Below are 7,112 nucleotides of genomic sequence, written 5' to 3'. Positions count from 1 at the left end.
TTCCTCCTCACAAGTGTAACAACCGCGCAAACGGCGCACGGGACCGCTAAATCCTGTCTGATGCTTGACTTGGCTTTGCTGCCCTTTTGTGCGATCAAAATAAGCAGCTTCAATGGTGCCATATTGCTACAACATATTGATTTATAATGATAATCTAGCGTTATTCATATTGAATTAGAACTCCGAATAACGTAAGATTCTCTCATTTCAAATCTGTTTATGTTGCATCAATTAAAATCACTCATTTGCACATCACAAGTGGGATGAGTGTGTGGATCAAATTTGTATAAGAAAGGAGTAAAAATGGTCCTTATGAACCGTCTTAATGCAAAGTCTGTCGCAACATTGGGGGCTGGCAAATTAATGATGGTGCCGGCTTGCTTCTTCATAAGCGTAAAGATGGAGGTGCTCAATGGATTTACCGTTACACCATTCACGGGCGCCGTCGTGAAATGGGCTTGGGTGCTTTAAGAGATGTTTCTTTAAAACAAGCGCGTGAGTTGGCAACGGGGTGGCGTTCTGTTTTACGTGAAGGTCGTGACCCCATTAAAGAACGTGAGAAACAAAAGCGTGAGGCAATAAGCAATCTCCATTATTTAAAAGATATCGCGTTGGATGCTTTTGAAAGTCGTAAAGCTGAATTAAAAAATGATGGTAAAGATGGGGATTGGTTTTTACCATTACGCCTTCATATTCTTCCTAAACTAGGCTGTCTTCCCGTTTCTGAGATTACACAAACAGAGATACGCAATACGCTTGCCCCTATTTGGCATACAAAAGCTGGAACAGCTAATAGAGCTCTTATTCGTCTCAATCTTTGTCTCAAACATGCGGCTGCATTAGGATTGGATGTTGATTTACAAGCAACAGAAAAAGCACGCGCGCTCTTAGGTAAACAACGTCATAAAACGCAAAACATGCCCGCAATGGATTGGAGAGATGTTCCTGCTTTTTATCAAACGCTTTGCGAAGCATCAACCCTAACACAACTGGCTTTACGTTTGCTTATTCTGACAGGCGTTCGTACCAATTCCTTGTGTCATATGCATAAAGATCAAGTTGAGGGGGATATATGGACGATTCCTGCTGAGAATATGAAAGGAAAGCGTGATACAACAAAAGAATTTCGCGTGCCCTTATCAACAGAGGCATTAGAAATTTTAAAACAAGTACGATTGCTTTCTCGTAATGATTTTTTCTTTTCTGCAACCGGTCGGGGTCCCCTTGCTGCTAAGTGTATGGCTCAATATATGAGAGATAATAAACTTGATGCCTGCCCGCATGGGTTTCGCTCTAGTTTACGCGATTGGCTTGCTGAAACAACTGATGCCCCCTATGAGGTCGCTGAAACCATTCTGGGGCATGTGGTCGGGGGGCAAGTGGAACGTGCCTATCGTCGTACTGACTATTTAGAACAGCGCCGTGTCTATATGGATAAATGGGCGGCTTATGTCACAGGTCAAGCTTAAGATATGGGGTGCATAACCCCATTATCTGTGGATAACTTTAGCTCTTTCTTCTCTCATTCTTTCTCAATAAGACTCATAAATTATCACATCAGAAAATGTATAATAAAACACTGTTTTTTATAGATTAAATACCTTTCCAATGATTCAAAAATATGGTTAATAAATGCTTATGATTTGTTCCCATTTTTTATTATTGAAAGGATTTTAGTATGACTGAAAACGATATTCTTTTGACAGACCGTGAAAGTGCAAAATTGCTTCATATGAGTGTCTCAACTTTCCGCCGTCATGTGATCAATGGATCTTTACCAAAGCCCTTAAAATTTGGTTTTTTATCGCGTTGGTTACAATCGGATCTTATCAATGTCATCGAGCAAGCGAAACAGCAACGTCAAAGTGATGCTGCATAAAAGAAAACCTTGTCGCGTAAGTCCGCTTACTTTTCGATGTCAAAATACCCAATAGCACCACACGCAAAGCCATAAAGGAACTAGACGAGGGAAAAAGTAAAACATTCGAAAACGCAGAGGCACTATTTAAGAACTTGGGCATCTGATATGCTGACGCCTGTTCGTTCAGTACAATTCAAACGTGACGTACGCAAAGCAGAAAAACGCGGTAAGAATATGAATAAACTGCGTACACTATTAAGCCTGTTAATTGAAGAAAAACCATTACCAAAATATTATTGCGATCATCCCCTAAAAGGCGCTTGGGCGGGTTGCCGTGATAGTCATGTCGAACCAGATTGGTTGCTGATTTATAGGATTGAAAGAGACAAATCACATCTTGTCCACACGGGGACATACACTGATCTTTTTCAAGGATAACATATGGAAAGCTAGAGACTTTTTAACTCTTTGTTATCCGCTTTTTGAGGTGTGAGAAGATATTGTCCAGCGCATCCATAATGCGTGCAAAATCGATAATGAACATAAAGATAAAGAAAGCGCTCCATTTCATGAAGCGTGACATCATCTTCAAACCTTGATAGGTGTTAATCATCTCATGAAGCAGCTACTGTTCTTTTTCTGTGAGATCTTTATCCTTGTTATTTTCTTGAAAGGATATTGTAAATAAAAATACAATAAAATCAATGGCTTGCGTGAAATTCTTTTATATGAAGCCACTTAAGAAATCACACTTTTATACGTGATTCAATTGGCTATTTTTTATAAAAGATTGCCATCTATAAACAGAGCATAAAAAGCAAATCATGATGCAAATGTTATAACGCATGTAAACATTCAAAAGCAGCTATCATCCATAACAGTTCATAATATGTTTTTATCATAAATTCGATAGTCACTGTTAAAGAGGCAATTGTGTGAAATTATCGATAACGTAAATATACGTTTAAAGATCATATCTTGTCTTAATGAATGGATTGATATTGCATTAAAAAGATTATGGTTTCCAAAATTGGAAGTGTAAAATAGAGAGTTGTTATCGCAATATCTATCATAATGGCGAGCGTCTTTTAAGGAATATAGTTTGAAACTGTCTATAAAGATTGCATAAAAGCTTTTAAAAATACCGACTTTATAGGTTTTTCTAAAAATTTAGAAAAACCTATGCATGCACTATAGATACAGTATCAACACAACAGGTAATGAAAGTAATAATATATGTTTTATGAAAATAAAGTCTTTTTAATGACATGATGCATAGAAAGCTATCAAAAGATGTTTGGAGCGCTACAGCTAAAAAATGCCACCCTCAAATATGAAGGCATCTATTTAAGGTAAAAACCGTTCCAAGAAAAAAGTGAAGCCATAATAATGGGGGAAACACTTGGTTTTGATTCTTGAAGAGTTACGGTACCCGCTGTTTGCACTGTAGAAATTACAATTAGAGTGAAAACAGACATCGCAATTAAACACGTTATATTTATGCTCTCCAATTCATTACAAACACATAATGTATTATATATATTTTAATTTTTAGCAAAAAAGCTATAGTCATAGAAAAAAATAGGATATTGTAAGAGTTTATGGTTCCGAATATCTAAAAGCTTTCTCACGCTTATTTGCGGCACAATTTACCACAATTAAGTGTGTTAAGTTCTTCAAGTATTTTTGGGGGCATCTCTCTTAACTCCTTTCTTCCCCTAAAGAACGCTGTTTTAAGCACAATGAATAAGCATCTAGTTCTTTGATAACCACTGTTTCAAATGTGCATAAATATCATCTATTGCATCTATGAAGTGTGCAAAATCAATAACTAACAAGAATATAATAAACACACCCCATTTGACAAAACGAGTCACTATTTTCATACCTTGGTAGGTATTGATTATCTCGTGAAGAAGCTGTATTTCTGATTCCGTGAGTTCTGTGGTTCTATCACTTTGTTTTTTGTCCATGTTTCCACCCACACAGACGCTCACCTTGCTTGTTGTGTTTTAAAATGTCTCTCGCCAAATTTGGACTAATCACATTGAGATCTTGGCGGTTCAAATAGATTGGCATCCACCCAAGGCAAGAAGTTTGTTCATTCGTTGCGCATCCAGTTAGAAAGCTCAGTACGTACATCAGCATCATCTTTCTTATTAATTTCATTTTCTACCTCGAGGCGTGTTGTTACTGTCTTTAAAGTTTTCTCTGTTTGTTTTTTCTGCTCAGCTCTTTTTCCAAGAAAAAAGGCTTTGGCTAAAGCGACAAAAAAAGCTGCTAAAACTGCTGCTGTTATAGTTAAGTATTTTTTTATCCATAAAATCATGCGCGGTGTTCCCGAAAACGTTTAGCGATATATAGAATAGCCGTACAAGCTGCCAAAACCATAATAACAGCTAAAGCCCATTGAACAGGACCATTTCCTGCAAAAAGCCCTCCAAGCCCAGAGAAAGAACCTATGATTGGTGCAAGAGCTTCTCCTTTGCAAATACCCGCTACTCCGTGTGTTTCCACTGTTTGATAATTTGGAGATACATAAGCTCCTCGAGCCCATAGCCCTGCTTCGGCTGCTCGACGATTGACAAGGCCTTTAAGACGTTTTCCTCCTGCTCTTGTCCATTTTTGCAATTCAGCTGGTACGGCTTCATAATTCCCTTTATTAAGTTTTTTTAAGAGTGTAGAGCGATAAAAAGCTTGTATTCCAATATTATAAGAAAAAGATACAAGTGCAGCGAATTGCTCATCACTTAAAGGAACGATAACAGCTTGTTCAACTGCTTTCTCAAACTGTTGTAAGTCTTGACAAAGAAGCTCTTCAGCTTCTTTTTCAGTAATTTTCATATTTTTATGGACATGTGGAGCGCCGCTACTGCTTGTATGTCCATAACCAATTGTCCACACACCAATGACATCTTCATACGCATTTAAATGCAAACCTTCCCATTGTTTAATGAGTGCAAGCCCTTCTTCTGATATTTTTCGCATTATTTTTATCCCATAAAAAAGCCCTACATAAAAAGCAGGACATGAATTGAAAATCCAAAATTTACTCTTTCCCATTTTTAAAAATGAGACAGTGCGGACTAGTAGAGCTAAAAGACCTTTACGATAAAGTCTGTTAAGACCTATGACATTTTTTCGTTGGAATAAAAGATTATGTTAACCATTCTCCTAATCTGCCTAAAAGACAATGATTTTCACTAAATCTAACCCGTAAACAGATAAATTTCCCTCGATAGATCCTTGCTGCTGAACGCTTGTGCAGTTACCTTGCAGTTCCTAAGGGCAAGCTACTCCCTGAATATTTATGTATTCGTTTGAATGAGAAATCATTTTTGCGCCAATGCATCGAACAATATAAAATCTGACCAATTCAATGAAAGCCTATATCACTGCACTAAAGAGCAATTTTATAGCACCTCAAGTAAATTAGCCATCTTCCAGCATTCGCATTTTTAGAGTAATTTAGAGTAGCTTTACTCAAAAAACTATTATTCTGCCGGACAAAGAAAGAGAAAGAATCTGTCCAAGAAAAAATAGAGATTACAATAATTGATGAGATAATAGGTATTAACTCTTGAAGAATTATAACATCCTCCGCATGTATCACAAAAACTGCCATCAAAGCAAAAATAGATACTGCAATTAAACATTTCGTATCCATAAAGTACCTCAGAATCCACATTAGAAACACATAACGTATTATAAACATATCTTAGTCAAAAAATCTACAGTTAAATTGATTATTATTCACTTTATTCTTTCAATTGCCTTATTATGCACTCTAAATTGCCTCAAAAAATAAATTAATTAATATATTAAATATTATTTAAATAAAAAAATAACAAATAACACAACTTATATATAGTTTTTATTGAAAATAAGTATTTTTAAAATAAAAACATACACAATTCCATGATATTTGTTGAAATAACTGTAATGATAATTATAAACAACATATACTGTAATAGTCTTTGAAGGGGGCAGTTCTTTTTATGTATCTTCCTTTGTTATATGGATTACACCTTTTCCGTATAACGTATCGGGTAGAGCGTTTGAACCAATAGTATCCCCTTAGTCTGGTATTATGTTTGCAATGTTTTGCAGCATCTTCTTGCGCAGCATCAAAAAGTTCGTAGTCTATTTTTGTGGCATAATCGCCTATTTTATTAAATTTATACTTGACATACGCCATTCTGCTGAAATGTGAGGTCGGAAGGGTAGTTTTTAAACAAGCTTTGCTTTTATTTACAAACAGATCACCACCAATATCACATAAGAAAGAAGAGCTACCGCGCGAAGACTTATTACAATAACCAGCAATGGCTTCAATAATTCTGATTGATTATGATAGGTGCACTTTAGTTCATGAAAATGCGGGTACCAAATTTATACTTCTTTTCTTCTTCCTTGTCAGATTCATTTTTTGGCTTTTCTCCCTCTTTTGTTTGGTTCATGAGGGCCGGATTTGGTATGTCACTTTCATCCATATGAAAGATTTTTCACTGTCATTAATTTCTTTTGATTCTCGCATCTGTAGCAGCTTTTTTGATCGTCGCCTACATCTGTTTCTAAGTTATTAGCTGCCCTTGCTTCATCACGGGCACTGTATTTAAAATCTTAAGATATACACAGTTTCTCATCAATAACTATGATAGGGAGTACTTCCTCGGTTATGGCTTTGCATTCACCACTATAAGGGAGGTACTAAGCACGCTTTGAAAGCACTGTGCTCTTATAACCAATGCGTTTACTAATTTATGGCTATTGTTTTGATTCATTCTTTATAGCCAGCGCATCATTTATCATAAGATAAAAGATAAATATGATAATTGCGATTTATTGTCTGTTATAAAACATCTAAAAAGAGACTGATAATTATAGAGAGTAGCAAAATCCCTTTTAATGGACTTTTGTCTGTTCTTTTAACAAAATTATATTTTTAGTGAGTGATTAAAACGTGTCTTATGAAAAGCATATAAACCTTTAAAAAGATTTGATAAGATAATTTATGGTTATAAGAGATGCTATCAAGACTATTGTGATTATAGTTTTGAGGGAGGTGAGGATTTTGAAAGTTTCAAAACCTATAAAGCAAAATAAATATACACAATTCTCTTTACTAATGGAATAGCGGATACGCTGTGATTGACCAGAGCGACTGATAAAGTCGTGATCTTTCGTAATCCTGGTGATCACCACGGGTCCATGGAGAAGAACACTATAGCTCGTATCATTGATCCAACGA

At 36.0% G+C, this 7,112-nt stretch carries 6 protein-coding genes and 2 pseudogenes; 3 read left to right on the top strand and 5 right to left on the bottom strand.

The window, feature by feature from the left end; translation table 11 throughout:
- Positions 1-303 precede the first annotated feature (303 nt).
- The 3 genes and pseudogenes from ABD915_RS08595 (at position 304) to ABD915_RS08585 (ending at position 2,299) form a co-directional block, all read left to right on the top strand.
- Positions 304-1,469, top strand: a pseudogene (locus ABD915_RS08595) (tyrosine-type recombinase/integrase).
- A gap of 209 nt (positions 1,470-1,678) precedes the next feature.
- Positions 1,679-1,879 (top strand): helix-turn-helix transcriptional regulator, encoded by a 201-nt coding sequence (locus ABD915_RS08590; protein ID WP_345117396.1) that lies wholly within the window; start codon positions 1,679-1,681, stop codon positions 1,877-1,879.
- Between the two features lie 147 nt (positions 1,880-2,026).
- Positions 2,027-2,299, top strand: a complete 273-nt coding sequence (locus ABD915_RS08585) for a type II toxin-antitoxin system RelE/ParE family toxin (RefSeq protein WP_345117394.1) — start codon at positions 2,027-2,029, stop codon at positions 2,297-2,299.
- A gap of 1,515 nt (positions 2,300-3,814) precedes the next feature.
- Here the strand turns inward: ABD915_RS08585 and ABD915_RS08580 are convergent.
- The 5 genes and pseudogenes from ABD915_RS08580 to ABD915_RS08560 form a co-directional block, all read right to left on the bottom strand.
- A complete protein-coding gene (locus ABD915_RS08580) occupies positions 3,815-4,030 on the bottom strand; it encodes a hypothetical protein (protein ID WP_345117392.1) in 216 nt (71 codons plus the stop codon).
- Positions 3,963-4,190 carry a hypothetical protein gene (locus ABD915_RS08575; RefSeq protein ID WP_345117390.1) on the bottom strand — a complete coding sequence of 76 codons (228 nt, stop codon included), beginning with the start codon at positions 4,188-4,190 and terminating at the stop codon, positions 3,963-3,965. Before ABD915_RS08575 ends, ABD915_RS08580 begins: the two co-directional genes overlap by 68 nt.
- On the bottom strand, positions 4,187-4,849 hold the full coding sequence (locus ABD915_RS08570; RefSeq protein WP_345117388.1) for a lysozyme: 663 nt from the start codon (positions 4,847-4,849) through the stop codon (positions 4,187-4,189). The genes ABD915_RS08575 and ABD915_RS08570 overlap by 4 nt, the downstream gene beginning before the upstream one ends.
- 1,376 nt (positions 4,850-6,225) lie before the next feature.
- A complete protein-coding gene (locus ABD915_RS08565; protein ID WP_345117386.1) occupies positions 6,226-6,354 on the bottom strand; it encodes a hypothetical protein in 129 nt (42 codons plus the stop codon).
- Positions 6,355-6,850: 496 nt separating this feature from the next.
- A pseudogene (locus tag ABD915_RS08560) lies at positions 6,851-7,112 on the bottom strand (hypothetical protein); the annotation flags it as partial.

This window comes from Bartonella jaculi (assembly GCF_039543045.1).
Taxonomy (GTDB): Bacteria; Pseudomonadota; Alphaproteobacteria; order Rhizobiales; family Rhizobiaceae; genus Bartonella; species Bartonella jaculi.
This window is presented reverse-complemented; position numbering and strand designations above follow the sequence as displayed.